This is a genomic window from Yoonia sp. R2-816, from assembly GCF_046762905.1.
GTDB lineage: Bacteria > Pseudomonadota > Alphaproteobacteria > Rhodobacterales > Rhodobacteraceae > Yoonia.
The window spans coordinates 1-23,258 of the sequence record NZ_JBKQXN010000115.1 but is presented as its reverse complement, the minus strand read 5'-3'; the positions used below and the strand labels follow the sequence as shown (position 1 = coordinate 23,258).

The 23,258-nt window shown below is 58.3% G+C and carries 27 protein-coding genes and 1 tRNA gene; 10 read left to right on the top strand and 18 right to left on the bottom strand.

Translation table 11 applies throughout. The features are described 5' to 3' along the window. On the top strand, positions 1 to 182 hold a 182-nt coding region (locus tag ACFWW2_RS02310; protein ID WP_393925793.1), incomplete at its 5' end, for a hypothetical protein. A gap of 161 nt (positions 183 to 343) precedes the next feature. Further along, on the top strand, positions 344 to 802 hold the full coding sequence (locus tag ACFWW2_RS02305) for a hypothetical protein (RefSeq protein ID WP_393925792.1): 459 nt from the start codon (positions 344 to 346) through the stop codon (positions 800 to 802). A gap of 164 nt (positions 803 to 966) precedes the next feature. On the opposite strand, the gene ACFWW2_RS02300 is transcribed toward ACFWW2_RS02305, so the two are convergent. Both ACFWW2_RS02300 and ACFWW2_RS02295 read right to left on the bottom strand, forming a co-directional pair. Further along, positions 967 to 1,281, bottom strand: a complete 315-nt coding sequence (locus tag ACFWW2_RS02300) for a DUF1272 domain-containing protein (protein WP_393925790.1) — start codon at positions 1,279 to 1,281, stop codon at positions 967 to 969. Next, on the bottom strand, positions 1,281 to 2,144 hold the full coding sequence (locus ACFWW2_RS02295) for an N-formylglutamate amidohydrolase (protein ID WP_393925788.1): 864 nt from the start codon (positions 2,142 to 2,144) through the stop codon (positions 1,281 to 1,283). The genes ACFWW2_RS02300 and ACFWW2_RS02295 overlap by 1 nt, the downstream gene beginning before the upstream one ends. A 150-nt stretch (positions 2,145 to 2,294) precedes the next feature. Between ACFWW2_RS02295 and ACFWW2_RS02290 the strand changes: the two genes are divergently transcribed. Both ACFWW2_RS02290 and ykgO read left to right on the top strand, forming a co-directional pair. Then, positions 2,295 to 2,369 (top strand) — tRNA-Val (locus ACFWW2_RS02290). A gap of 76 nt (positions 2,370 to 2,445) precedes the next feature. Next, entirely contained in the window at positions 2,446 to 2,571 is a 126-nt protein-coding gene (gene ykgO / locus ACFWW2_RS02285) for a type B 50S ribosomal protein L36 (RefSeq protein WP_393925786.1), read from the top strand. A 118-nt stretch (positions 2,572 to 2,689) separates the two neighbouring features. Here the strand turns inward: ykgO and ACFWW2_RS02280 are convergent, their stop codons facing one another. Both ACFWW2_RS02280 and ACFWW2_RS02275 read right to left on the bottom strand, forming a co-directional pair. Beyond that, positions 2,690 to 3,409 (bottom strand): transporter substrate-binding domain-containing protein, encoded by a 720-nt coding sequence (locus tag ACFWW2_RS02280; RefSeq protein WP_393925784.1) that lies wholly within the window; start codon positions 3,407 to 3,409, stop codon positions 2,690 to 2,692. After that, positions 3,406 to 3,771, bottom strand: coding sequence for a MerR family transcriptional regulator (locus tag ACFWW2_RS02275; RefSeq protein WP_393925783.1), 366 nt, complete (start codon positions 3,769 to 3,771; stop codon positions 3,406 to 3,408). The genes ACFWW2_RS02280 and ACFWW2_RS02275 overlap by 4 nt, the downstream gene beginning before the upstream one ends. 236 nt (positions 3,772 to 4,007) lie before the next feature. On the opposite strand from ACFWW2_RS02275, the gene ACFWW2_RS02270 reads away from it, so the two are divergent. Then, positions 4,008 to 5,210, top strand: a complete 1,203-nt coding sequence (locus tag ACFWW2_RS02270) for a PPC domain-containing protein (protein WP_393925782.1) — start codon at positions 4,008 to 4,010, stop codon at positions 5,208 to 5,210. A gap of 64 nt (positions 5,211 to 5,274) precedes the next feature. On the opposite strand, the gene ACFWW2_RS02265 is transcribed toward ACFWW2_RS02270, so the two are convergent. Next, positions 5,275 to 5,973, bottom strand: coding sequence for a hypothetical protein (locus tag ACFWW2_RS02265; protein WP_393925780.1), 699 nt, complete (start codon positions 5,971 to 5,973; stop codon positions 5,275 to 5,277). A gap of 34 nt (positions 5,974 to 6,007) precedes the next feature. On the opposite strand from ACFWW2_RS02265, the gene ACFWW2_RS02260 reads away from it, so the two are divergent. Both ACFWW2_RS02260 and pncB read left to right on the top strand, forming a co-directional pair. Further along, positions 6,008 to 6,181, top strand: a complete 174-nt coding sequence (locus tag ACFWW2_RS02260; protein ID WP_393925778.1) for a hypothetical protein — start codon at positions 6,008 to 6,010, stop codon at positions 6,179 to 6,181. Positions 6,182 to 6,201: 20 nt separating this feature from the next. Further along, positions 6,202 to 7,494 (top strand): nicotinate phosphoribosyltransferase, encoded by a 1,293-nt coding sequence (pncB, locus tag ACFWW2_RS02255; RefSeq protein ID WP_393925777.1) that lies wholly within the window; start codon positions 6,202 to 6,204, stop codon positions 7,492 to 7,494. On the opposite strand, the gene ACFWW2_RS02250 is transcribed toward pncB, so the two are convergent. From ACFWW2_RS02250 to ACFWW2_RS02200, 11 genes are all read right to left on the bottom strand, one after another. Continuing rightward, positions 7,491 to 9,149 carry a DUF6119 family protein gene (locus tag ACFWW2_RS02250; RefSeq protein WP_393925776.1) on the bottom strand — a complete coding sequence of 553 codons (1,659 nt, stop codon included), beginning with the start codon at positions 9,147 to 9,149 and terminating at the stop codon, positions 7,491 to 7,493. The genes pncB and ACFWW2_RS02250 overlap by 4 nt on opposite strands. 169 nt (positions 9,150 to 9,318) lie before the next feature. Continuing rightward, positions 9,319 to 9,606, bottom strand: a complete 288-nt coding sequence (locus ACFWW2_RS02245) for a type II toxin-antitoxin system RelE/ParE family toxin (RefSeq protein ID WP_393925775.1) — start codon at positions 9,604 to 9,606, stop codon at positions 9,319 to 9,321. Next, a complete protein-coding gene (locus tag ACFWW2_RS02240) occupies positions 9,603 to 9,866 on the bottom strand; it encodes a type II toxin-antitoxin system ParD family antitoxin (RefSeq protein ID WP_393925774.1) in 264 nt (87 codons plus the stop codon). Before ACFWW2_RS02240 ends, ACFWW2_RS02245 begins: the two co-directional genes overlap by 4 nt. 160 nt (positions 9,867 to 10,026) lie before the next feature. Continuing rightward, positions 10,027 to 10,863, bottom strand: coding sequence for an NAD-dependent epimerase/dehydratase family protein (locus ACFWW2_RS02235; protein WP_393925772.1), 837 nt, complete (start codon positions 10,861 to 10,863; stop codon positions 10,027 to 10,029). Beyond that, a complete protein-coding gene (locus tag ACFWW2_RS02230) occupies positions 10,860 to 11,624 on the bottom strand; it encodes an HpcH/HpaI aldolase family protein (RefSeq protein ID WP_393925771.1) in 765 nt (254 codons plus the stop codon). Before ACFWW2_RS02230 ends, ACFWW2_RS02235 begins: the two co-directional genes overlap by 4 nt. Then, the gene (locus ACFWW2_RS02225; protein ID WP_393925770.1) at positions 11,624 to 12,829 is read right to left on the bottom strand and encodes an NAD(P)/FAD-dependent oxidoreductase; all 1,206 of its coding nucleotides are present in this window, start codon (positions 12,827 to 12,829) and stop codon (positions 11,624 to 11,626) included. Before ACFWW2_RS02225 ends, ACFWW2_RS02230 begins: the two co-directional genes overlap by 1 nt. Next, the gene (locus ACFWW2_RS02220; protein ID WP_393925768.1) at positions 12,829 to 14,532 is read right to left on the bottom strand and encodes a hydantoinase B/oxoprolinase family protein; all 1,704 of its coding nucleotides are present in this window, start codon (positions 14,530 to 14,532) and stop codon (positions 12,829 to 12,831) included. Before ACFWW2_RS02220 ends, ACFWW2_RS02225 begins: the two co-directional genes overlap by 1 nt. A 4-nt stretch (positions 14,533 to 14,536) precedes the next feature. Further along, complete coding sequence (locus tag ACFWW2_RS02215) at positions 14,537 to 16,615, bottom strand: hydantoinase/oxoprolinase family protein (RefSeq protein WP_393925766.1); 2,079 nt, start codon at positions 16,613 to 16,615, stop codon at positions 14,537 to 14,539. 90 nt (positions 16,616 to 16,705) lie between these two features. Further along, a complete protein-coding gene (locus ACFWW2_RS02210; RefSeq protein WP_393925764.1) occupies positions 16,706 to 17,620 on the bottom strand; it encodes a LysR family transcriptional regulator in 915 nt (304 codons plus the stop codon). After that, positions 17,617 to 18,108 (bottom strand): GNAT family N-acetyltransferase, encoded by a 492-nt coding sequence (locus ACFWW2_RS02205; protein ID WP_393925762.1) that lies wholly within the window; start codon positions 18,106 to 18,108, stop codon positions 17,617 to 17,619. The genes ACFWW2_RS02210 and ACFWW2_RS02205 overlap by 4 nt, the downstream gene beginning before the upstream one ends. Continuing rightward, positions 18,105 to 18,695, bottom strand: a complete 591-nt coding sequence (locus ACFWW2_RS02200) for an HD domain-containing protein (protein ID WP_393925760.1) — start codon at positions 18,693 to 18,695, stop codon at positions 18,105 to 18,107. Before ACFWW2_RS02200 ends, ACFWW2_RS02205 begins: the two co-directional genes overlap by 4 nt. A gap of 111 nt (positions 18,696 to 18,806) precedes the next feature. On the opposite strand from ACFWW2_RS02200, the gene ahcY reads away from it, so the two are divergent. Next, positions 18,807 to 20,192 (top strand): adenosylhomocysteinase, encoded by a 1,386-nt coding sequence (gene ahcY / locus ACFWW2_RS02195; protein ID WP_393925759.1) that lies wholly within the window; start codon positions 18,807 to 18,809, stop codon positions 20,190 to 20,192. 6 nt (positions 20,193 to 20,198) lie between these two features. After that, on the top strand, positions 20,199 to 20,981 hold the full coding sequence (locus ACFWW2_RS02190) for an extensin family protein (protein WP_393925757.1): 783 nt from the start codon (positions 20,199 to 20,201) through the stop codon (positions 20,979 to 20,981). Positions 20,982 to 21,036: 55 nt separating this feature from the next. Here ACFWW2_RS02190 and ACFWW2_RS02185 read toward each other — a convergent pair whose 3' ends face one another. After that, entirely contained in the window at positions 21,037 to 21,564 is a 528-nt protein-coding gene (locus ACFWW2_RS02185; protein ID WP_393925755.1) for an outer membrane protein, read from the bottom strand. A 246-nt stretch (positions 21,565 to 21,810) separates the two neighbouring features. On the opposite strand from ACFWW2_RS02185, the gene ACFWW2_RS02180 reads away from it, so the two are divergent. Next, the gene (locus ACFWW2_RS02180; protein ID WP_393925753.1) at positions 21,811 to 22,152 is read left to right on the top strand and encodes a DUF2853 family protein; all 342 of its coding nucleotides are present in this window, start codon (positions 21,811 to 21,813) and stop codon (positions 22,150 to 22,152) included. A gap of 245 nt (positions 22,153 to 22,397) precedes the next feature. On the opposite strand, the gene ACFWW2_RS02175 is transcribed toward ACFWW2_RS02180, so the two are convergent. Then, positions 22,398 to 22,793 (bottom strand): DUF1761 domain-containing protein, encoded by a 396-nt coding sequence (locus ACFWW2_RS02175; protein ID WP_393925751.1) that lies wholly within the window; start codon positions 22,791 to 22,793, stop codon positions 22,398 to 22,400. Between the last annotated feature and the right edge of the window lie 465 nt (positions 22,794 to 23,258).

Below are 23,258 nucleotides of genomic sequence, written 5' to 3'. Positions count from 1 at the left end.
CATCGGAACCTCCTCTGTCGACTGAGAAAGCCTCAATCGTCGGACAGGTTCGTCAGTTCACAAAATGCGCGACGTCAGGAAAAATGCGAAACATCAGCCAAAAACGCCAATGCCGCGCGAGCGGCTTCGTCCTTGAGCCCAATTTGACCGATACTGCGATCTGCACGAACGGCGGCATATGATACGCTTCCGCTCCCAGTCGGACTCGACCCGCATATGGTGCTGCCGGATGCGATGGGTGGGCGGGATACAGCCGATTCCGGATTTGACACACGTCAGGCCTGAACTAAGCTCGAACCTCTACCGCGATAACAAATTCGAGCATCACCTTGGGGAGAAAACTATGCTAAAGAATGCTCTACGCGTGGCTGCGTCTACCTTTATTTTGTCATATTGCGGTTATGCTGTGGCCCAGGTCAATTCAGGTGATAGCCCAAACCTAGCATTTGGCATGAACGGCAACTCGGACAACGGATGCTACACAAATGCGCAAGCGGTATATGACCGTGTCTCGAGCGAACTTAGTCAAAAAGGGTTTTATCTGATCAGCAACCCTGAGACCGAGGAGTTTGATTTCGTACTCAGGCTCGACGTCTTCGCTTTGCCAATCGAGGAAACCGGGCAATGCGTCGCGTCCTTACTCTTCGTCACAAATAGGCCGATCACCGTCGACGGGATGGACGGTAATTTTTCAGTCAATACGTCAAACCAATTGATTTTAGGTTCTGGTAGCAACTTGAATGCTGCAATTCTGCGCATGGCTTCAGAATACGTCGCTGGTGTATTTTCCGCAAGAAATTGATCGCCAAAAACCACCGTTCGTCAAAACCGGACATTGGCGTACTTGCAGCGAACTCGCACTTTGTCCCGCAAAAGAGACTTTGGTACTGAGATTTACTTTGTGGCTCTCCCTTCTTTGCCGGTGGTCTATCGTGGTTTCACCATTGGTCCGGGGATATCCGCGTTTCACCGCTGTTGCGGGCTTGTGTCTTTCAGCCGGTCGATGAGTTCTGCGACCTGTGTTGCTGTCCAGCGCGAGTGGACCCGTTCTTTGCTGGCCGGGTGGTGCCCCAGCCCGAGGGTCAGACCGGCGCGATGCGCGCCTTTGGGCCGGATCGGGCGCGGGGCAAAGCCGCCGCCGCAGGTGGGGCAGACATTGTGCAGGATGGTTTCGACGCAATGGGCGCAATAGGTGCATTCATAGCTGCAGATGCGTGCCTCTGTCGCGTCGGGCGGCAGGTCCTTGTCGCACCATTCGCAATTGGGACGCAGTTCCAGCATTACTCGGCCGCGACCCTTTGTGTGTCGTCGCGCCCGATCTCGGTCAGTTCGGCGATGACGCCGTTCAGCACCGCGCGGAATGGTTCAAAATCCGCATTTGGTTCGAGCGTGCGTTCGTTCATGTAAAGCGCGCGGTCAATCTCGACCTGGATGGCGTGTTGCTGGCGCGAGGGGCGGCCATAATGCTGGGCGATGAAGGCCCCGGCGAAGGGCATGTTGCGCGCAACCCGCAGTCCCGCGCTGGCAAAGGCGGCCTCGATCCGTTCCACGACTGACGCGGCCGCCGTCGCCCCGAACCTGTCACCCAGCACGATATCGGGGCGGGCGGCACCGGGCGGGCCGACATTTTCCAGCGCCTCATGCGGCATGGAATGGCAGTCGATCAGGATCGCCTCGCCAAACTGATTGGCGCTTTCGTCCAGCAAGGTTTGCAGTTGGTCATGATAGGGCCGCCAGCATTTCGCGATGCGCTGATGCGCCTCGGCCAGGGTCAGCTTGCCCCGATAGATCTGGCGGCCATTAGCCACGACCCGCGGAATCACCCCCAGCCCGCTGGCAATGCGCGGATTATGGGCAGACCGGCGCACCCCTTCGATCAGGGCCGCGTCCAGCTCATCAGGGCCCCGGTTCAGGTCCAGATAGGCACGCGGCGCGCAGGCGGTCAGCAGGGGCGCACCATATTCCGGTGCGCTTTCGAATAACTGATCGACAAACGCATCCTCTGACGACCGGATCTCGCTGGCGTCCAGAACGATCTGGCGCAGAAATGACGCAGGGTAGTCGCGCCCGCTATGCGGTGAGGCGAAAACGACGCTGGTGGTGCGTGACGTTGGACGGGCAAGATGATAGGCTTGTTTCAGCAAAGACTGCTCCTTCTGCACCCTAGATAGCCTGTTTTCGGAAATTTCCAAAAGGCCTTGATCCCCCTGACGACTCCTTTTATAGACCGGGCGACTGACGTGGGGTGCCCCGCGTCCTATTTCGTTATAGGGCGGGGCTGACACATTGGACATGGATGATTAGCTCAGCGGTAGAGCACTTCGTTGACATCGAAGGGGTCACTGGTTCGATCCCAGTATCGTCCACCATGATATTCGCTGGCCCTTTCGGGCCGAACTGTAACCCAAGGCGCAATCCGCGCGCCGCGACATGAAGGAACGGACCATGAAGGTACGAAACTCCCTCCGCTCGCTCAAGCAGCGCCATCGCGATTGCCGCGTCGTGCGCCGCAAGGGCCGCGTCTATGTGATCAACAAGACGCAAGGCCGGTTCAAAGCCCGCCAGGGCTAAACCTGCCAGCAGCAGAAAAATGAAAAGGGTCGTGCCGGTAGCGCGGCCCTTTTTCTTTGGGCGAGAATGGCATGAACTGACGATACCGCCATGGCTCACGCCATTTCTGATATTCGCCTTAAGGCATCGGGCGACAGACCAAATCCACCTCGGCGTCTGAGAAGCCAAATTCTGCAACCATCTGCCTGTGTGCATCTGTTCCGAGGAAATCACCAAGAACGGCATCCACGTCCCGCAACAGTGCGGTGTCGCCCAATAAAAACGCGAAAGAGCCGAATGCTGGTGGCTTTTCGTCAGGGTCAACCAACACCATCTCGACAGCCCAATCAGGGTTTTGATTGATGAAGCCGCCATGCGCCCTGCCGACACTTGCGTAGGCGTCCACGATACCGTCACGCACTGCGCGAGCGGCTTGCGTGTAGGTATCGAAGACAACAATGCGGCTTTCCGGAACGCCACAAGCGACGGCGGACCGGTGCTGAATTTGATCGCGGATGACAGCCAGTCGGGCTGTCAGGTGCGTAGCGATTGAACGGTAGCCGCTAAGTTTCAGCGGGTTGCCTGCCTGTACAAACAGCCCGTCCGGCAGCGCCCAGATCGGACGGCTGAATTGCGCGGTTTGTTGGCGTTCATGCGTGCTGAACAGGCCCGTAGTCATACGCCAAAGACCCTTGTTGAGACCGGGCAGCAACTCAGCAAACTCGGTCTCGACCGGTTCGAACACCGAAACCCCGAGTTCGCGGCAAACATGACACGCCAATTCAACGTCGGATCCTGTGACGTGACCATTTGCATCCACATAGTTGAAGGGCAGTTCGATCAGATACCCGAATTTCACCTCCCCTCCCCTTCTTCGCCAGGACCATAGCTGGCGATTTTGGTGGCGAGGATGCTTTCGCAGTTCTCCAGGACCGCACGTTTGGCTTTCAATGCATTGGCGTGGTCTGAAAGGATTTTCCGACGTTCGGCGATCCCGGCGTCGCCCGACTTTGCAAGTGTTGTAAAACGCCGCATCTGCCTTAGGGGCATTCCGGTCTCGCGCAGCCAATAAAGGAGTGTCAGCCACTCGATATCACGCGGCCCGAAGCGACGGTGCCCGTCCTGCCCACGTTCGATGTCTGGCAACATGCCTGATTTCTCGTAGAACCGGATCGTATGTGCCGACAGCCCGCAAGCGTCGGCAGCCTCTGCAATTCTCATACTGGCTTTGCTCCTTTGGTCCCTCGATAGCGGATTAGAGTAACTCCAAGTCAATGCAGATTTGAAATAGGCGCGCATTGATCGGGTTAGGGACACTATCCCAAGTTCGCTCAGACGCACCGGTGGACACAAAGCCAGAGAATTCGGATGCCTGGTCCGGTTAAGTCTGGCCAAGGTGCCGCCTGATTGCATAGCATGTCCGCAATCAGAACAAGACTGACAAAGGACACATTTTAATGCCATTCCCAAAAACAAGATCAGCCGCTCTCGCCGTGGCCATGCTTGGCCTTGCCACACCCGCCCTTGCCCAGGATGACCTGTGTGGCGGCTCTGGTGCCGGTGGCCAATGGATCGGCGGTGATGAGGCCGCCTCGGACATCGCCACTGCGGGCAGTTATCAGGAGCAGATGGCGCTGGTGCTGGGGGGCAATGAATATGTCTCTCTCTTCTCACTCAGCGAAGGGGCTGATGTGCGGGTCGAGGCCGCAGGGCGCGGTGCTGGCGACCCGATCATTGACCTGTTGGACAGCACCGGCGGTGTGATCCTGTCGGATGACGATTCCGGTGGCAACGCGGCATCGCGTGCGGAAACCTATCTGGATGCAGGCACCTATTGCATGTCGGTTCGCAGCTATGATGGCGGCCCCATGACCGCCTTTGTGCGGATCGGGCGGATGGATCAGGAGCCGCTGACCGACGGCATCATCGAAACCACGGGCGGTGGCGCAAGCGGCAGCTGTGACGAGGCCGTGCCGATGGGTGGGATCGGGTCCGTGGTCACCGCGTCCTCCAGCGAAACGCCTTACTGGAGCTTCACGCTGGACGCCCCGACCGCTGTCAGCATCACAGCCGAAAATGAAGATGCCGACCCGGTGCTGACCCTTTTTGGCCCGGGTGAGGAATATCTGGATGAGAACGATGATTATGACGGGCTGAATTCGCGGCTAGATATGTCGGACCCGCTGTCGCCCGGCACCTATTGCATTGCGCTGGAATCCCTGTCGGATGACAGCGCCCCAATCACCGTCAGCCTGACGGCGTTTGACCCCGAAGCCGCTGCACTGGCGCTTTACAACCGGGGCGAGGCGGCCCCGCCACTGGATGGCAGCATCCCTGTCACCGATCTGGGCCTTCTGGAAACCCGGGCACGGCAGGACGTGCAGGCCAGCACCGATGTGACCTGGTTCTCGTTCAATGTGGAAGAACCCGGGCTGGTGCTGGTCGAGGCGATCGCGGCAGGCGACAGCGACCCGTGGCTGGTGGTCTATGACGATCTGGGCCGCGAGGTTGGCCAGAACGATGACTACGGCAACGGGCTGGACAGTCTGGTGACGGCAAAGGTCGAACGCGGCAACACCTACATCGTCGGCGTGCGCCAGTATGACGGCGGCCAGGGCCTGGTCCGGCTGGTCATGGAACGCTACGTGCGGGCGCAATAGGCACGTCCGCATGTCAAAAACCTGCACCCCAGTCAGGGGTGCAGGTCACGGGTATCGCAGACCTTCACTGAGGCTCGACATCTAGCCCGGAAAAATTCCCGATCACCAGTTCGTCGTCGGTGCTGCCGGCAAAAGCACCAACGATACCGGAGTTGAAACTGCTCCTGCTGTTGCCAAAGACCTGCCCCTGCAGTTCAGCATCAATCCCGGCAAAGGTCGCACTGCCTGACATGGCACCATCGGATGACAACACCCCCTGCATGGCAAAGATAGGCGCACCGCTGTCGCCATCGGTCCCGGTGCCGACAAAATCCAGATTGTCAAAATCGACATCCACCGACAGTGACCCGCTCACCTCTTCGACCTGGCCCGCCGAAAAGACGCCATTATCGTCAATACCGATGCCGGTCACATGATCAAGAAAGACACCGCCCCGATAATTCACAGTACCAGAGGTCGGAATGTCACCGACAATCGACTCGGTCGATGGTCCGAATACCGCGAGGCCGACCATTTCCTGCGCGCCGGGTAATTGACCGAAATTGCGCGCGGCGGTCCCGGCTGAAAACGCATGGACCGTGCGGTTGGTTGTTCCCTCGACCACACCCAGCGCGTTCGTCTGCGCCCGGGCATCGCCGATGCCGGTGGTTGTGCCGATGGTGGTTGTAATGACCTGATCGGCGCCGATATCGGCCCCCGGTCCGCCGGTTCCGCCGCAGGCGGCAAGTGACGCCAGACCGGCAAGGGCGGTCAATCTGATCATTGAAAAATGCATTCCTGTATCCTCTCGTTCGATAATGGCTGGTGTCAAAGACCCGCCGCGCATGTGTCCCTTTGATGCAGGGATCGACAGGTCTACGCGGCAGGCCGCCATCCTATTCTCGCCGGTGCGCATTTTTTCGAAGATGCAGGGCGTACCGTCATCATGGGACACCCTTGCCAGCCGCCCCATCCCTTGCTCTAACCGCTGAAAGCCCGGGGGGAACTGATCATGGTCGATATCGCCACACGTGTCTGGAACCACAAATGGAAGATCGACCCGATCGTCCGGTCGCTCATCGACACCGATTTCTACAAACTGCTGATGTGCCAGTCGGTGTTCCGCAACCACCCGGACACGCAAGTCACATTCTCCCTCATCAACCGGACCAAAACGATCCGGCTCGCCGACGTGGTGGACGAAGGGGAACTGCGCGAACAGCTTGACCATATCCGCTCGCTCCGGCTGACGCGCGGGGAATCCACCTGGCTGCGGGGCAACACCTTCTACGGCAAACGGCAGATGTTCACCCCCGCCTTCATGGAATGGTTCGAAAACCTGGCCTTGCCCCCTTACCATCTTGAGAAGAAGGACGGGCAGTTTGAGCTCACCTTCGAAGGGACCTGGCCCGAGGTCATGCTCTGGGAAATCCCCGCCCTTGCCGTGATCATGGAACTGCGCAGCCGGGCGGTGCTCAAGGACATGGGGAAATTCGAACTGCAGGTGCTCTATGCACGCGCCATGACGAAACTCTGGGAAAAGGTCGAACACCTGCAACCCATCAGCGACCTGCGCGTCGCCGATTTCGGGACACGGCGGCGGCATTCCTACCTCTGGCAGGACTGGTGCGTGCAGGCGATGATGGAAGGGCTGGGGCGGAACTTCACCGGCACCTCCAACTGCCGGATCGCCATGATGCGCGAGATCGAGGCGATCGGCACCAACGCCCACGAACTGCCCATGGTCTATGCAGCCCTTGCGGACACGGACGAAGCGCTGCGGCAGGCACCCTATGACGTGCTCGCCGACTGGCACGAGGAACATGACGGCAACCTGCGGATCATCCTGCCCGACACCTACGGGACCAAGGGGTTTCTGGACGGGGCGCCGGAATGGCTGGCCGGCTGGACCGGGATCAGGGTCGACAGCGGGGACCCGGCAGAGGGGGCGGAACGGGCCATCGCCTGGTGGAAAGCGCAAGGCGAGGATCCGCGCGAAAAACTGGTCATCTTCTCTGACGGGCTGGACGTGGACAAGATCATCGAACTGCACACGCAATTCGCCGGGCGCGTGCGGGTGTCGTTCGGCTGGGGGACCATGCTGACCAACGACTTCAAAGGGCTGGTGGACGGCGACGCGCTCGCCCCCTTCTCACTGGTCTGCAAAGCGGTCGCGGCCAACGGACGGCCCACCGTGAAACTGAGCGACAACCCCAACAAAGCCATGGGGCCAAAGGACGAGATCGCCCGGTACAAACGGGTGTTCGGGGTCGGGGAGCAGGTGGAGATGGAGGTTGTGGTTTAGCGAACGAGCCGTTCAACTGGATAGGGACTGAGGCGAATGAAACGAAGTGATACTTCATAGTCCATGGCATTGAGGCTCTGAATCTCGTCCCTCAAAGATATTTTGCTAAAGAAGGGTATGTTAAATTCACCAGTAGTACGTGGGCTGTCTACAATCCAGAACTCGACCGTCCACCGCTCCAAGCCGTTTTCAATCTCAATCTGGAGGCGGTCGGCCAATTCTTCATAACCTAAATCCCGAAGTAACGTCACCTGTTGCGTCCAAACCGCTGGAATCTTCTTGAACATCTGTGCCGAGTTCGAACCTTGCTTGAAGAAATGACTGAGAATGTTTGACCGCCGAGAGCTCTTCTTTACGTGGATGAATCGACGTCCTTGAATATCTATCAAATCACATGGTTCAAAACCTGACCTCGCAACATTCGGTATGGTTATTGACTGCTGGTCAAGCAACCCGAACCCAAATTGCTCGGCAAGTCGCGCATTGTACACTTCCTCCCGCTCAATTGTCCCATTTCCCTGAGCATCAAAAATGGACATCGGTGGCTCGGGCCGCATTCCATCCCATGCTCTAATAATTCGCTGAAATGCTTCTTCCACTGATAGTCTAAATTGATCATCAATACGGAACCAAGCACCTTCATTGATGGCATATCTCGCACCATCTAAGTCGACTGATCCGACTAATGCCTTACGTATCGGCCACTTCAGGCTTGGCCGATTATCATCAAAAATTGAGATGATTTTATGATTATTAATCATCTCAATCGACAACTCCTCAAGTTGTGCCCCAAGAGATGCAGTGTAGTGTCGCAGCATCAAGTCAGGAAAGCTGTTTCGAAGACCGGGTCCGGCGAACTTAAATGAAACACCCTCTGCTTCCGAGTTAGAAGGCAAGCCAAGTTCAAAGTTGTCGTGCAAGTTCTTGATGCGTTCGACAGCAAGCTCGTTCAAAGTTCTTATTAGTGGCCCGTCGGAGATAGGCTGCACAAAATCAATTATTCTAAATGCTGTATTCCGATAGGCCCACGAGTCGAATAATTCGGTCAATTCGCCGGTAACGCCTGGAATATCAGTTATCTCATACTCGCCAGTAATCTTCAAAGATCGAGAACCAGTCATGGCGTCTGGACCCGCACCATCGCGAGTTGTTCCACTGATTTTTCGCACGAGGTCTAAAACATCATCAATTCCAAAAGACTGAAAATTGCGTTGAAAGGGTGATTGAGAAACACCCCTCAGGGCATCGCCCAAATTCGCGCGTTCCAATCTCTTCAGCTTTGTTTGATCTAAAGCGTTTATTGCTACACGAAGACCAAAGTCCGCCTCAAACTTGTCCTCGTCTAGAAACATCCATCCATGTGAAAATGTTACTGCGAATACACGCTCATTCATTTCAAATAGAATGATTGCTGCGCCCGACTGAGTGTCAAAAGTCCGCACCCCATCAAATGTTCTGGACAATCGCGTGAGCCATTGGGGTGGACTCGATTGACCGCGAAAAACGACCACGTGGGCTCGTTCTCCAAAATCTTCAACTGGAACAAATTGGGTCGCAGGCGATGCGAGTTGCGTCTGAGCATTCTCAGTCAAGTATTCTCGAAAGTCTTCGATGACTTCCTTGGCCAAGAAAAGTGTAAAAGTCGTTTTGGGCATCAACAACCCTAATACAAATGCAACTCAACTATGTGGCGAACTGATGGAAAAAGCAAGCGTAGGGTGCGCGTTAATGCGCACCACACATCATCAAACATGGTGCGCGGAATCCGCACACCCTACGGGCTCACAAAACACCCATAAGGCGGGGTTCTCTGCCGCCGCACCGCTACAGTCGCTGCACATCCATGCTCTGGTGAAGCACCCTTACGACCGTTACCGCCTCATGATCATCGCGAAAGAACACCACATGGCGTCCAGTCATGACGCGCCGCAGGCCCGGGCCGGCCTCTTCGGCTGACCGCGACGCTACCTCACCGGCTGCGATCCCCAGTATCTGCGCCTCTAGTTTACCATCATATGCAACGGCCTGCGCATGGCCCCAGTGTTCTTCCGTGTAATCCCAAATATCGGCAATGTCGTTGATTGCGGCGCGGGCATACGCAACCCGCTTCACTCAGCCACTTTCTGTTTGGCTTCATAAGCCGCACGCTTCTGCGCACGAAATTCGTCCCAATCGAAGTCATCCGCAACGCCGCTTGCATCGCCTTCGTCGATCAAGGCTCGCAACCGCTCCAGCTTCGCCTCACGTTCCTCCAACAACCGAAGCCCCGCTCGGACCACATCACTGGCCGAGTTAAAGCGTCCGGTCTCAACGCGGCTTTCGATGAAGCCCGTAAAATGATCCCCCAAGGAAACGGACGTGTTGCGTGGCATGATTAACCTCACTGTACCAAGATTAGGTACAATGTAAGTTAGACTTTACCCCACCACAACCCTTCCAAACCTGACCAAAGCGTTAACGCACCCTCACCCAACCGCCCGTTGGGGTCCGACGCTTTGCCGACGCAAGTCCGACGCAAATCCGACAGCGGTTTTACGTCTTTTTCCGGTCATCCACGACGTTCATCCCCGCCAGCCCGCTTTGCCCCAGATCGACCGATGCAAACGGCCCCCCGTGGCACATATGTCCGGGGTCCTGGGGGTCCAGCGCGCCTGTCTCCGCCAGCACCTTTTCCGCGTACACCTCCGCGTTGTCCTGCGGCCTGTACCCCAGGAAACTGGCCTTGCTGTTATCCACCGGACACCGGTCATTATTGGACACCCCGTAGATCACCGAAAACCCGGTCACCGGCGTGTCCACGGCCCGCTGCACCAGCTGCACTAAGTCATTGTAAGACAAGTAAGAACCAAGGGCGCGGGCGTTGTTGACCTGGGCGCAGGACAGGATGCGCAGATGCACCGATTCCAGCCCCCGTTTCTCCCAATACATGCGCCCCAGATCCTCGGTAAAACACTTCGCCAGCCCATAGAATGTGTCGGGCCTGTGGGGCACTTCGGTATCGATGCATTCATTCTTGGGATACATGCCCACGACGTGAATCGAACTGGCATAAACCACCCGCCGCGCCCCGGTTTTATAGGCCGCCTCCCACACATTATAAGACCCGATGAAATTCGGCCCCAGCAGCTGTTCAAACGGCCCCTCATCCACAAAGGCCCCGAAATGTATAACCATTTCAGCACCTTGGATGATCGCCGCCATGTCATCCATGCTGGCCAGATCACCCTGCGCATAGGTCTCACCGGGGTAAAGCGTGCCGATATCATCCACGATATCGGTCGACACCAGTTCATCGCACATCGCCGTCAGCGGCTCGCGCAGATATGACCCCAGCCGCCCGGCGGCCCCTGTGAGGACGATTTTCTTCATGTCATGTCTCCCTTGATCTTGGCCAGCAGCGTATCCGCCGCGCGGGCCAGTAAAACAGTGTCGATCCCGCAGGCCACAAAGCCGAACCCATCATTCAGCAGGTCGGCCGCGAAATCCGGGTCAGTGACCAATGTGCCCACCGGAATACCCTTTGCGATCAGGCGCTTGGCCGCAGGTTTGATCAGCGCCCAGACATCCGGGTGCAACGGCTGCCCCAACAACCCGATATCGGCGGCAATGTCGGCAGGCCCAAAGAATATCCCGCTGACCCCATCGACCGCTGCGATGTCTTCAGCCTGCGCAATCGCCGCTGCACTTTCGAGTTGCAGCAGCACGGTCGTTTCCGCCTCCACCCGGTCCAGATAATCCGGCACCCGCCCAAACCTGTTGGCCCGCGTCGCCCCGGACACGCCACGTATACCCTTCGGCGGATAGCGCGTGGCGGCGACGGCCTGTTCCGCCTCTGCCACCGAGCCGATCATAGGGAAAAGCAGCCCCTGCACCCCGAGGTCCATCAGTCGTTTGACGACGACCGGATTGTTCCATTCAGGCCGCACGATGGTGGTGGTTTGGGTCGATGAAAATGCCTGCAACTGACCCAGTACGGTCATGTAGTCGTTGGGGGTGTGTTCCATGTCGATCAGGGCCCAGTCGAACCCGGCTGGCGCAACGGTTTCGGCGGCAAAGGGGCTGCACAGGCTGATCCAGAGGCCAAGCTGCCGGTCGCCCACTTTCAGCCCCTGTTCGAAGTGATTGTCCATCAGATCACGGCCCTTTCAAGAATGGGCGAGTTGGTCATGATCCGTTCAAAATGGAAAGGCCGCAGATCAAGGCTGCGATACGCGCCATAGGTCAGCATCTCGGCCGTGCCGCGCCCCATGGCGGGGGATTGCTGCAGCCCGTGACCGGAGAACCCGTTGAGGAATAAGAAATTGGTGACCTCCGGATGTGGGCCTGCAATCGCGTTGTGGTCGAACACATTGTAGGCGTAGTGGCCCGCCCATTCCGATTGCACCTTGATCGCCTCGAACTGTGGAATGCGCGTCGCCAGTACCGGCCAGATATGATTTTCCCACAGGCTGTGATCCATGGCAAAATCGTCATAGGTCACAGCCGGATCAATGTCGGAATGCCCACCCGCCTGATAGGTGCCGCCGCCGTTTTCGCGCACATGCACGCCAGACGGATCGATGGTCAGTGGCAGGTCCTGATCAAGCGGTTTTTCCGCCGAAAATACCCAGGAGTAGCGCTTGCGCGGCTCCACCGGGATATCGACCCCGATCATCCGGCTGGTTTCAACCGCGCGGGGCCCGGTGGCGTTGACGAACTGACCGCAAGCAATAACCTCGCCCGATTTCAGGATCACACTTTCTACGCGGGTGCCAGCGGCGTTCCGGTTCATCGCGATGACTTCGTTGTGGATGTATTCCACGCCTCGTTCGCGCGATTGCCTGCGCCACCAGTCGAACACGGTGGCCCCGTCCCAGTACCCTTCATCGACCCGGTTGATGGACCCAAGGATGATGTCATCGACATTGTAGAACGGATAGGTGGCCTTGATCTGGTCTGCTGTCATCAGTTCGGTGGCAGCACCGGCGGCGTGCTGCACCTTGATGTTGTCACGCAGGACATTGGCGAACTCTTCGGTATCGGCCAGATACATGTAGCCGAAGGACCGGATGGACAATTCTGGCACCCTTTCATCGCCGCCCATATAGCTGCGCAGGTTTTTCACAAAATCCGCGGCGAACTGGGATATTCGCACGTTCAACTCTTCCGAGAATTGCTGGCGCATGCAGCTGTTGGTGTGGGTGGTCGACGCGAACTGATAGGTCGGGTCCCGTTCCACCACCAGAACCCGCCCGTCGAAATCGGGGTTGTCCGTCAGAAACCACGCCGTGGATGCGCCCATGATCCCGCCACCCACGATGATCACATCATAGCTGTCGTGTTTTGGCGCTGGCATCAGATGGCCTCCCCCTTGGCGACGGCAGCCTGCACGGCGGCAATCTCATCCGCGCTGAGCCCGTAATCATCGGCGGCAGTCTGGGCCGAGATATAGCCACGCGCAAGGTCGCGCCTGATCAGGTCTTTGGGCCGTTCGGACGGGTTGCCGTAGCCTGCCCCGCCGGGCAGCCCCAGCAGCACGCGCCGCCCGGGGGGGACGAATTGTTTGCCCTTGCCTTGCATCGCAGTGCCGTCATCCTGCGCGATGGTTGTCGGCGCGCCGGGTTGCCCGCCACGCCGCCCCCGCGCCGGATGATGCACCCGGTCGAACATCGCCTGCATGTCGAATTCGTGTCCGTCCCGCGCGCCCACTTCCATATATTGTCCGAGCCCGCCGCGCTGTTTGCCCGCCCCGCCACTGTCAGGCCTGAGTTCCTTGCGCCAGATGATGACAGGGCCTGCATGTTCGGTCGCTTCAACCGGCATGGTCATGACGCCAGAGGGGAAGGCCGTGGCGTTCAGCCCGTCATGATCGGGCCTTGCGCCGGAGCCGCCAGAATTGAAGGTCAGCACCTCGGCCCGCCGCGCATTGGCAGGGGCTGGTGCGTCGGTGCGGGGCCGCAGGCTGACCTGAAAATTGCACAGGCACCCCGCCCCTTCGGCGGGCACGACACCCGGCAGGATCTTGTCGAGCGCGTCAAAGACCGTATCCGGCACGAAATGCCCGACGATGTGCCGCAGCGCGACCGGGGCCGGATGCGGGGCATGAACGATGGTGTTTTCGGGTGCAACAACCTCAAACGGCGCGAGGCTGGCGGCGTTGTTGGGGATTTCGGGCGCGATAGCCACTTTCAGGGCATAGCAGGCATAGGCTTTTGTATAGACCAGCGGGCAGTTGATGCCCTTCTTGTCCACCCCGGAAGTACCTGCGAAATCGGTGATGATCCTGTCGGCTTCGATTGTCAGTTTGACCTTCAGCGTGATCGGCGCGCTGAATCCGTCCACCGTCATTTCGCCTGTCGCCGTCTCGCGCGGCAATGCGGCGATCCGTTCCAGCGTGGCACGGCGGGAATTGTCGAGGATGAAACCGGCGATCCCGTCCAGATCGTCCAGCCCGAACTCCTCCATCATATCGATCAGCCGCCGATGGCCGATATCGTTGCAGGTGGCCAGCGCGTAGATGTCGCCGATCAACTGGTCCGGTTCACGCACATTGCCCCGGATGATCCTGACCAGCGTTTCATCAACCTCGCCACCGGCGGCAAATTTCATGATGGGGATATAGAGCCCCTCTTCATAGACACTCGCCGCATCCGCCCCAAAACCGCGCCCGCCGATATCGACCACATGGGCGGTGCAGGCAAAGAAGCCGACCAGCAGCCCGTTGTGAAAGGACGGGGTAACCATGGTGATGTCATGCAGGTGGCCTGTCCCCTCCCAAGGGTCGTTGGTGATGTAAACATCGCCCGCCATGATATCCTGCCGCCCGATCCGCCGGATGAAATGGGCGACCGCATCGGCCATGGCGTTCACATGGCCGGGGGTGCCGGTAACGGCCTGAGCCAGCATGCGGCCATGGGTGTCGTAAACCCCGGCGGACAGATCCCCTGCCTCACGCACGGAGGTGGAAAAGGCGGTGCGCACCAACGCCTGCGCCTGTTCCTCGACCACCGAGATCAGCCGGTTCCACATGACCTGATAGGCGACATCGGAATGAGTCATCGGTTCAGCCTTTCACAGTGATATCGATGCAGCCATCCGGCTGGCGGATGGCACGGCGCGAGGTGGGGATGATGATCGTCGTCTCATCCTCGGTAATGGCGGCGGGGCCTTCTGCCGTGGCCCCGGTCTCCATCGCATCGCGGTGGATGATGGTGGCGTTCTGATAGCTGCCCAGCGCAGGGTCAAAGATTTGCCGGTGGCTGGTCACTGGTGCGCCACCGATGGTTCGGCTGGTCGAAATGGGCGCGACTTCCTCCGGTGGCGTGGTTGCGTTGACCGCCCAGACGGTGATTTCGATATCAAGGCCAGCAACAGTGCGGCTGAAAAGCTTGGTATATTCATCCTCGAACAGCCGCTGGAACGTGGCCGCGTCGGGGTTCATTGCCTGTGCTTCGGTCAGAATGATGGGGATTTCCCAGCCCTGGCCGGTATAGCGCATGTAGACCTTGAATTCGCTCAGGATATCGGCCTTTGCATCGCAATTGCGCACGAAGCCTGTTGCTTCGGATTGCAGGTCGGTCAAAAGGGTCTTGATCTGCTCACCATCAAAATCCGACAGGCGCATATAGACAGACCTGTTCGCCTCAAAACTAAAGGGCGCGCGCAGGAAACCGATGGCAGAACCAACCCCGGCACCTGGGGGTACCAGCAACCGATCCACACCCAGTTTCTCGCACAACCGCCCGGCATGCAGCGGGGCTGCGCCGCCAAAGGCGATCATGGTGTAATCCGATAAATCTTCCCCATTTTCGACCGCATGGACACGGGCGGCATTGGCCATGTTTTCATCCACGACCTCGGCCAGTCCAAAGGCGGATGTAGCCGCGTCCATATCCAGAATGTCCCCCAGATGCGTGGCCAGGGCGGCCGCGGAATGACCCTCTGATAGGGTAATACTACCGCCTGCAAAGTTTTCCGGGTCCAGCTTGCCCAGCATCAGATCGGCGTCCGTCACAGCGGGCCGGTCGCCGCCGCGCCCATAGCAGGCAGGCCCCGGTTCAGACCCCGCACTTTCCGGCCCCACCCGGATCTGGCGCATCGCATCCACATGGGCGAGCGATCCACCACCGGCCCCGATTTCAACCATGTCGATCACCGGGATCGAAATCGGCATGCCCGACCCTTTCTTGAAGCGATAGGTGCGGGCAACCTCGAACACGCGGGATGTCTTGGGCGTCTGGTTCTTGATCAGGCAGATCTTGGCGGTGGTACCGCCCATGTCGAACGACAGCACCTTGTCCAGACCATAGCGGGCGGCGATATGGGCCGCAAAGACAGCACCACCTGCAGGGCCGGATTCAACCAGCCGCACAGGAAATTCCGCCGCACTTTCGATGGAGATGATCCCGCCACCGGAATGCATCAGAAAGATATTGCAGGCAGCTCCTTCATCGCGCAACCGCCCCGTGAGCCGCCCCAGATAGGATTTCATCAACGGCTTGATATAGGCGTTGGCGACCGTGGTATTGAAGCGTTCGTATTCGCGCATCTGTGGGGACACTTCGGAGGAGATCGACACCATCGCGTCCGGCATCCTGTCGGCCAGCACGTCGCGCACCAGCCTTTCGTGGGCATCATTCAGGTAGGAATGGATCAGACCAACCGCGACGCTTTCGTAACCCGCCACCGCGATCTGATCGACCACCGCTTCGACATCAGCGCGGGTCAGAGGCACCAGTTCCGCGCCTGTCGCATCAATGCGGCCGGGCACAGTGTAACGCATCTGGCGCGGCAGCAGCGGTTCGGGCAGTTCGAGGTTCAGGTCGTATTGCTCAAATCGGCTTTCGGTGCGCATCTCGATCACGTCCCGGAACCCTTCGGTCGTGATCAGGGCGGTCTTTGCCCCGCGCCGTTCAATAAGGGCGTTGGTTGCCAGCGTCGTGCCATGAATGATCTGGCTGATCTGATCGGGGGCGATCCCGGCCTTGGCGCAGACCTGATGCATCCCGTCGATGATGGCGTTTTCGGGTGCTGCATAGGTCGTCAGCACCTTGGTCGAAAACGACGCTGCACCGGTTTCCAGCACGACATCGGTAAAGGTCCCCCCGATATCCACGCCAAGCCGCACCGCTTTCGCTTTCATGACCGATCATCCCCTTGCACTCGGTCCAGTTTTGACCGGTCCGACGGATAGCTGCAAATTATTATTATTGATCAGAGTGATCGCTTATTTTTATCCTCTGGCCTTCTGATAATCCGCCAGCGCATCAATCGCCAGGGCCGCGCAGCGCGCCACATATGGCGCGACCCGTTCCGCCTGATAGCGCGCGGCGAACCGCAGCGGTGATGGGTGCCAATCAACATCCGCCACCTGCAACGATCCTTCTGCGATCTCCTTTTCCACCAATGCCAGCGGCAACAAAGTCACACCCATATCGTCCTGCGCCATCTGAACACAGGACGCCATGCTGTTTGAGGGCGCGATCCGCGCCATCGACAGGCCGTTGGCAGCAGCATGATCCGTCAGTTCCTGATAGGCCTGCGTGTGCCGGGCATGGGTCAGGATACTGTGCGGCAACAAATCCGCGACCACAGGGTGGTCAGGCAATCCCGACAAGATTGTCTTGGTGCCGACCCAGACATAGGGAAAATCACCCAGTTCGACGACCCCGCTGGCGGGCGACGCAAAGGGCGCGGTCTGCACGGTCAGGTCCAGCGCGCGACTGCTGAGTTCCTTGTCCAGATTGCGCGACAGATCGACCGTCAATTCAACAGTTACACCCGGATAGGCCGATTTCAGGGCGCGCAGATAGGCGTGCAGCCATGTGCATGCGACCAGTTCGGTCACGCCAAGCCGCAACCGGTCCGCGATTAGGTCAGGACGGGCGGCAACCGTGACCAGCTGTTCGGCCTGACGTAGTGTTTCGCGCGCAGCGGCCAGTATCTCGCGCCCTTTGTCGGTCAGACGGACAGCCCCTGCATCGCGCTGCATCAGGACAACGCCCAGCGTTTCCTCCAACCCTGCGATGCGGGATGAGATGTTCGGCTGGGTCGTGTTCAAATGCGCCGCCGCCTTGCGGAAACTGCCGAGGTCGGCGACCCAGACCAGCGCCTCCAACTGTTTGAGGGTGAAGGCGTGGCCGATCATAGATCGTAGCGCTTGCGCACCCGGTCAACCACAGTCCCGTCGCGCAAAGGAATGCCAATCAAACGATCATAGTCGGTGAACCCCAGCCCGCTATAATAACGCAGACCGGGCACATTGTCGGCGCGGATCGTGGCGTCGATGGTTTTGACCCCTGCCTTGATGGCCACCGCTTTTGTGGCCGCAAACAGGTGTTGTCCGACACCTTTGCCCGCCGCAGACGACGCAACAAAGCTGGCAATGATAGCCCAGTGTTCGGGCATGTAGCCTTCATCCGGGTCGGGCCAACCGAGATATTGGAAGCCAAGGATAGCACCCTGATCCTCCGCCACCTGACAGGACAGCGGGTCCGACGGCGCGATATAGTGATGCAGCATCCGATCCTCATCAAAGGGTCGCTGATGCGCCGTGGTACCGCCCAGCGCGATGATCTCATTCAAAATGGCAGTCATTTGGGCAGCATCGGCGGCAGTTGCATCGCGAATGATCATAAGGCCTCCATCAGGGTCTGGTGCAGTTTCGTGAAATCGTCCCGCACCTCGGTCGGGGGGCGCAGGCGAATGGTCAGGCCGTCGGCGAAGGCCGGGTCCTGTTTGCCAAAGAATTTATCCGCTTCGGCGCGGGTGAAACCCGCAATCTGCACCGCCTCCAACCAGGCTGACAATTTGTCGGCCCGCTTGATCTGGCGTTTCACCGTTGCTGGGATCTGGGCGGGCAAGCCAAAACGCAGATGGATCGCCGCCGTCAGCCGATCATCCAGCGCGCCATAACCGGGGCCGACAGCCGCCTTGACCGGGCTGATCATGTCACCGATCACGTATTCAGGGGCATCATGCAGCAACGCGGCCAACTGCCATTTGACCGGCGCGTTTGGCTGCTGGCGGCGAAAGATATCGACCACCAGCAGGGAATGTTCGGCGACCGAATAGGCAAAATCACCCTTGGTCTGCCCGTTCCAGCGGGCAACAAAGGCAAGGCCATGGGCAATATCCGCAATTTCGATATCCACCGGGGTCGGGTCCAAGAGGTCCAACCGGCGCCCCGAAAGCATGCGTTGCCACGCGCGTGGTTGTTTCATTGTCGGACCGCCTTAAGACTATCTAGAACATTCCAATTAATACGAGGCATCGGATTGTAGCAAGCGGGGCGCGATGCTATGGCACCGCCGACCCACTCAGGAGAATGAAACATGTCGCAAGACTATATCGTCAAAGACATCAACCTTGCCGCTTTTGGCCGCAAAGAGCTTGATATCGCTGAAACCGAAATGCCCGGCCTGATGGCGCTGCGCGAGGAATATGGTGAGAAGAAACCGCTGAAGGGTGCGCGCATCGTCGGTTCGCTGCATATGACGATCCAGACGGCCGTTCTGATTGAAACACTGGTGGCCCTTGGCGCCGATGTGCGCTGGGCGTCTTGCAATATATTCTCCACCCAAGACCACGCGGCGGCGGCGATTGCGGCAGGCGGTACGCCTGTTTTTGCGATCAAGGGACAAACGCTGGAAGAGCATTGGGATTACCTTGATAAATCCTTCCTGTTCCCAGAAGGCGCGAACATGATCCTGGACGATGGCGGCGACGCGACGCTTTATGTGTTGCTGGGTGCCCGTATCGAGGCGGGTGAGGAATTTGGCGTGCCAACCTCGGAAGAGGAAGAGGTCATTCAGGCTCAGATCAAGAAACGGATGGCCGCAAGCCCCGGCTGGTTCACCAAAACCCGCGACGCGATCAAGGGCGTGTCAGAGGAAACAACGACCGGTGTTCATCGCCTCTATGATCTGCACAAGAAGGGCCAACTGCCTTTCCCCGCGATCAACGTCAATGACAGCGTGACGAAGTCCAAGTTCGACAACAAATATGGCTGCAAGGAATCGCTGGTTGACGGGATCCGCCGCGCCACTGACACGATGATGGCCGGTAAGGTCGCCGTTGTTTGCGGTTACGGCGATGTGGGCAAAGGGTCGGCTGCGTCGCTGGCCGGGGCCGGTGCCCGCGTGAAGGTGACAGAGGTCGACCCGATCTGTGCATTGCAGGCCGCCATGGACGGGTTTGAGGTTGTGCTTTTGGAGGATGAGTTGGCGAGCGCGGACATCTTCATCACCACCACCGGCAACAAGGACGTGATCCGGATCGAGCATATGCGCGAGATGAAGGATATGGCCATCGTCGGCAATATCGGCCATTTCGACAATGAAATTCAGGTCGCCGCCCTGAAGAACCACAAATGGACCAACATCAAGGAACAGGTGGACATGATCGAGATGCCGTCCGGCAATCGTCTGATCCTGCTGTCCGAAGGCCGTTTGCTGAACCTTGGCAACGCGACCGGGCATCCGTCATTTGTCATGTCAGCCTCTTTCACCAATCAGGTGCTGGCCCAGATGGAGTTGTGGAACAATGGCGGTGAATACGAAAACCAGGTCTATATCCTGCCCAAGCATCTGGATGAAAAGGTCGCCCGCCTGCATCTGAAGCGGATCGGTGTGAAGCTGACCGAGCTGAAGAAAGAGCAGGCCGATTATATCGGTGTCACCGTCGACGGGCCGTTCAAGCCCGAACACTACCGCTACTGATCGCTGATGCGGCACGCCAAACGTCAGGCAATGGCGCAGGACGCCGCAAAGAAAGACGAAGATCGCAAATCCCGTGGCCGTCCCTTTTTGCGGGGGGCGGTCACTTTGGTTTTTCTGGGGCTCATGGGGTTTGGCGGCTATCAGACGTTGATGCATCCTGACACGCCATTGCCAGAGGCGTGGAACCCAACCAGGCCATTGCGCATCAGTGATCCGGTGACACCCCTGACGGGCTGGAAGCTGAACCGCACAGCGGCCAGCGGCGCGACCTGCCTGGCAGCACTCGATGGGCACGCAGCCCTGCAATCTATGGCTGACCTTGAGGCGACCAGCCAATGCTATATCCGTGACCGCATTGATCTGCGCGGTGTCGGTCAGGCCCGTCTTGCCGCCGTCGAAACCCGCTGCGCCATTGCCCTGCGCATGGCGATGTGGGAACGGCACAGCCTGCAACCCGCGGCGCAGGACCTGCTGGGCACAGACCTGACCGGGATCGACCATTTCGGCAGCTACAGCTGCCGGGCCATGCGGACCGGCGCTGGCCCCTCATCACGGATGAGCACACATGCCACCGCAGATGCCATCGACATCGCCGGGTTCCGGTTTGCCGATGGGCGGTCTGTGCGTCTGTTATCGGGATGGGATGGGGACAGTGCCGAAGCGGCGTTTCTACGGGCTGCCCGCGACGGGGCCTGCGACTGGTTCAATCTGACGCTGTCGCCTGACTACAACCGGCTGCACGCCGATCATTTTCATCTGCAATCAACGGGTTGGGGGTTGTGCCGGTAAACAGGTGATGGCGCGGGATATCCGGCCCGCGCCATCAGGGAATGCGGCAGTAACTCTAGAAGTTAAAGCCCACGCGCGCCTTGATCGTGGTGACACCCACATCAAGATCGCTGTCGTTGTAATCTTCGAACTGGTGCTGCAGCAGTTCTGCGCCGACAAAGATGTTATCGGACACGGGGAAGTCATACCCCAGGCCAATCAGATAGCCGTTGTCGTCGCCCAGACCCGGGGATGTCGCCGCAACAAAACCGGCAACGCCGTAAGCCAGACCACCGCCCAATTCGGTGCCGATGCGGCCTTTCAGACGTGTGGTTGAATCAACCTCCTGCGCACCATCGGCGATTTCGTAGTCGGTGGTGTCATAATCAATCTCTGCCCCATAGACGAGGCCGCCATTGGACACGTTGAAGCCTGCAAAGATACCGACAGACGTGCCGTCGCCTTCCAACTCTGCGGCGCCATCGACATCAATGTCTGCGGAACCAAGCTGCACACCGACATAGCCGCCATCCCAGCTTTGCGCCGTTGCCGCGATGGGTGCGGTCGCGATCAGGGCAGCCAGCAAGTATTTGTTCATAGTCATTACCATTTCCTTTTTTGTGGTGACCTACGGTTTACGGCGTGCTTCACAGAGTGGATCATTCACGGATGCGTGCTTTTACGGTCGTCCGTTCATCCTCGGTTCATCCCGGACCGTTGCAAGGCGGATCATTGCCGCTTATCCGGTTTTTTCTTTACGAATTGTGATCTGTCCCTTTAACGTGCGGCCATCGCCGCCACTCTAAGGCGTCGTGCAATCCTGCAAAAACAATGACTGGGGACAAATCCAATGGGTAAAAGAGACGATTTAATCGCAAAGTATGCTGATGACCTGAAGAACAAATGCGGCATGACGCCAGATATGGATCTGCTGACAAAGGTCACCATCGGATGCGGCCCAGCGATTTACAATGCAGACGCCTCGACCGTTGCCGCAAGCCAGCCCGCTGAGATTGAAACCGTCAAAAACAACTTTCTGATCAAGAAGCTTGGCCTGAAAGACGGCCCCGAGCTCGACTCGGCCATTGACGCGGTTCTTGATACATATGGCAAATCCGAGCGGAACAAATACCGCGCGGTTGTCTATTACATGCTGACCAAGCATTTCAAGAAAGAGGCCGTTTACGGCTGATTAAGGTCAGGAATAAACCACGAACGCCTGCCGGTCCGGCGGGCGTTCTGCGTTTTGTTCCCTCATCTTTCAGTTTTTTTTGACTCGATTTTTCAGGTCAATTCATTTGCTTGAATTGGGCTTTTTCGGTTAGACCCAATACACGGCCAGAACGGTCCGGACCTAGAGATTCAGTTGCGTGTGGTGGCTTAGGAGCACGCGGGGTGAAAAGAGGGTCCGACTTATGTCCGGACCCTCTTTTTTTATCAAAACAGCGTCAGGATCGTGCCGCAGATGGCACCGGTTGCGACCGCATATCCGCTATCGATGACGGCCAGTTTCCACGGGCGGTTTGAATAGCCGGTGTTCAGGAAAATCCATGGCGCGATGAAAAACAGACCAATGCCCAGCCCGGACACCAATCCTTTGCCCAACGTGGCGATCCCCGACAGCGCAAAACTGTGCCGCATCATGCCCGCCACCAACAGGATACAGATGAACGACACGATATAAGGCGTCGGATTGCTGGCGTTCAGCGGCTTGCCATCCTCGCCCAATGGCACACCCGACGCCTCCATCCACGGTTTCGAAAGCGCTCCGTAATAGAACGCCCCAAAAGCGAAACTCGCCAGGGTCGCCACCAAAACAGCCGGAAACCCCATAATCCCCTCCATCCTTGGTGGGGCAAAGTATGACCTGACAGAATGTCGCAGGCCAGGGCTTTGTGCAGAGCACATCACAGCCATTCCGGTCCGCAAGTCAATAAAATCACCCGTTGCAAGAATAGAACCCTTCGCTGCTGCGTAGATCGCACAGGGCTCGCGTTCACCACCCGGATACACGCGGTCTACCAGAGGTCAACGCAGATTTCGAAAAGGAGAAATTATGAAACACTCTCGCATTGGTACATTCTTGATTGTCACGACACTTTGCGCGGTGGTCTCAACTGGTGGACGCAACACTTTAACCTTTAGGAAGAGATGGAGTGTTTTGAATGAAGTATCGTCGCAGGATTTATTATTCAGCAGAACAGCGTGCCGAGATCTGGGATCGCTGGCAGCGTGGGGAGTCGATGAGGTCGATTGGGCGCGTTTTTGATCGCCAATCATCCTCAGTCTTTTCCGTGA